A 1912-nucleotide genomic window follows, 5' to 3' on the forward strand; every position below is an offset into this window, starting at 1 on the left:
CCTGGTTTTCCACCGCCGCCCCAGCGCTTACACGGCGGCCACGGGGCACTGTGCGGGGGGGCCGGGGTGGGTGTGCGTCCCGCCCCGGCGCAGCGCCTCGGCCGCCGCCGCCCCGAGATGGGGCGCCGCGGCGGCGTGGCACTCCTCGACCGCCCGGCGGAACGCCTGCTCCGCCCCGTACAGCCGGCGCACCTCGCCGGAGCCACCGGCGCCGGTGCCGGGGAACAGGAAGGTCACCGGCCGCGCCCCGGACGGTCCCCGGGAGCCGGCCGGTCGGGCGCCCTCCTCGCCGGAGAGCACCCGCAGGCTCTCCGCACGCCCGCCGACGACCGCGTACGCGCGGTGGGCGTGGACGCGCCGCCCGCTCTGGAGCGTCCAGGCGATGTCGGCGACCGGCAGCTCCGGGCGGGCGCGCAGATGGGCGGCGAGGTTCTCCGTGACGGCGTCGAGCGCGGCCGGGGTGCGCGCCGAGAGGACCAGCAACTGCCAGGGGTCGGCGGGGTCGGCCGCGACCGGGGCGGGGGGTTCCTCCAGGACGACATGGGCGTTGGTGCCGCCGATGCCGAACGAGCTCACCCCGGCCCGGCGGGGTATCCCGTGCGGCCGCCACTCCTCGGTGCGGGTCGCCACCCGGAAGGGTCCGGCCGCGAAGTCGATCTGCGGGTTCGGCTCGTCGAAGTGGAGGCTGCGGGGGATGGTGGCGTGCTCCAGGGCGAGGACCGTCTTGATGAGCCCGGCCGCCCCTGCGGCGGCGTCCGTGTGACCGATGTTGGTCTTCACCGATCCGATCCGGCAGACCTCCCGGTCCTCGGGGCCGGTCCCGAACGCCTTGGTCAGCGCGGCTATCTCGATGGGGTCGCCGAGCGGGGTGGCCGTACCGTGCGCCTCCACGTAGGTGACGGTGGCGGGGTCCACGCCCGCCACGTACTGGGCGTCCCGGATCACGGCGGCCTGTCCTTCGACGCTCGGCGCGGTGAAGCCGATCCGGTCCGAGCCGTCGTTGTTGACCGCGGTCCCCCGGAGCACGGCGTGCACGTGGTCGCCGTCGGCCAGGGCCTCCGCGAGACGCTTGAGCACCACGATGCCCACGCCGTCGCCGCCCACGGTGCCGCCGGCGGCGGCGTCGAAGGTCCGGCAGACCCCGTCGGCGGCGATGATGCCGCCCTCGACGTACGGGCTGCTCTTCGCCGGGGCGTGCACGGCGACCCCGCCCGCGAGGGCCAGATCGCAGTCGCCGGCCAGCAGCGCCTGGGCCGCGGTGTGCACGGCCGCCAGCGAGGTGGCGCACGCGGCCTGGACGGTGACGGCGGGGCCGCGCAGCCCGAGCTTGTACGCGACCCGGGTGGCCAGGTAGTCCACGGCGTTGCCGAGCAGGATCTCCATGTCGGTCGCCGCCGGTACGCTGCCCGGCTGCCGCAGGAGCTGGGCGTACGCGGTGTCGGTGCCGCCGCCGTAGACGCCGATGGCGCCGGGGTGCCGTTCGGGGTCGTACCCGGCGTGGTCCAGCGCCTCCACCGCGCACTCCAGGAAGACCCGGTGCTGGGGGGCGATGATGCGGGCCTCCCGGGGTGAGTAGCCGAAGTACCCCGCGTCGAACCACTCCGGGTCCTTCAGCAGGCCGCGCGCCGGGACGTACTCCCGGGCGGGTCCCGTGGCGCCGCCCGGCACCGGCCGGGGGACGGAGCGGGTCACGGTGTCCACGCCGTCGGTCAGGTTCCGCCAGAACGCGTCGAGGCCGTCGGCGCCGGGGAACCGGCAGGCCATGCCGATGACGGCGAGGTGCGCGCTGTCGTCCTCGCGCTCGTCGTACGGTCCGTCACTCACGCGGCCCACCCCGTTCGTCCGGGACCGGCCGGGTCCGCCGGACCCGCCGCCGGTCCAGCCGGGCACGGCCGCCGCCGGCCTCCGGCGC

At 76.7% G+C, this 1912-nt stretch carries 1 protein-coding gene; it reads right to left on the reverse strand.

Annotated features, from left to right (window positions below; all coding sequences use genetic code 11):
• Positions 1–27: 27 nt before the first annotated feature.
• The gene (locus tag ACFXPK_RS32805) at positions 28–1824 is read right to left on the reverse strand and encodes a type I polyketide synthase (protein WP_385080806.1); all 1797 of its coding nucleotides are present in this window, start codon (positions 1822–1824) and stop codon (positions 28–30) included.
• Positions 1825–1912 lie beyond the last annotated feature (88 nt).

Source organism: Streptomyces sp. NPDC059142, from assembly GCF_042755665.1.
In the GTDB taxonomy this organism is placed as follows: domain Bacteria; phylum Actinomycetota; class Actinomycetes; order Streptomycetales; family Streptomycetaceae; genus Streptomyces.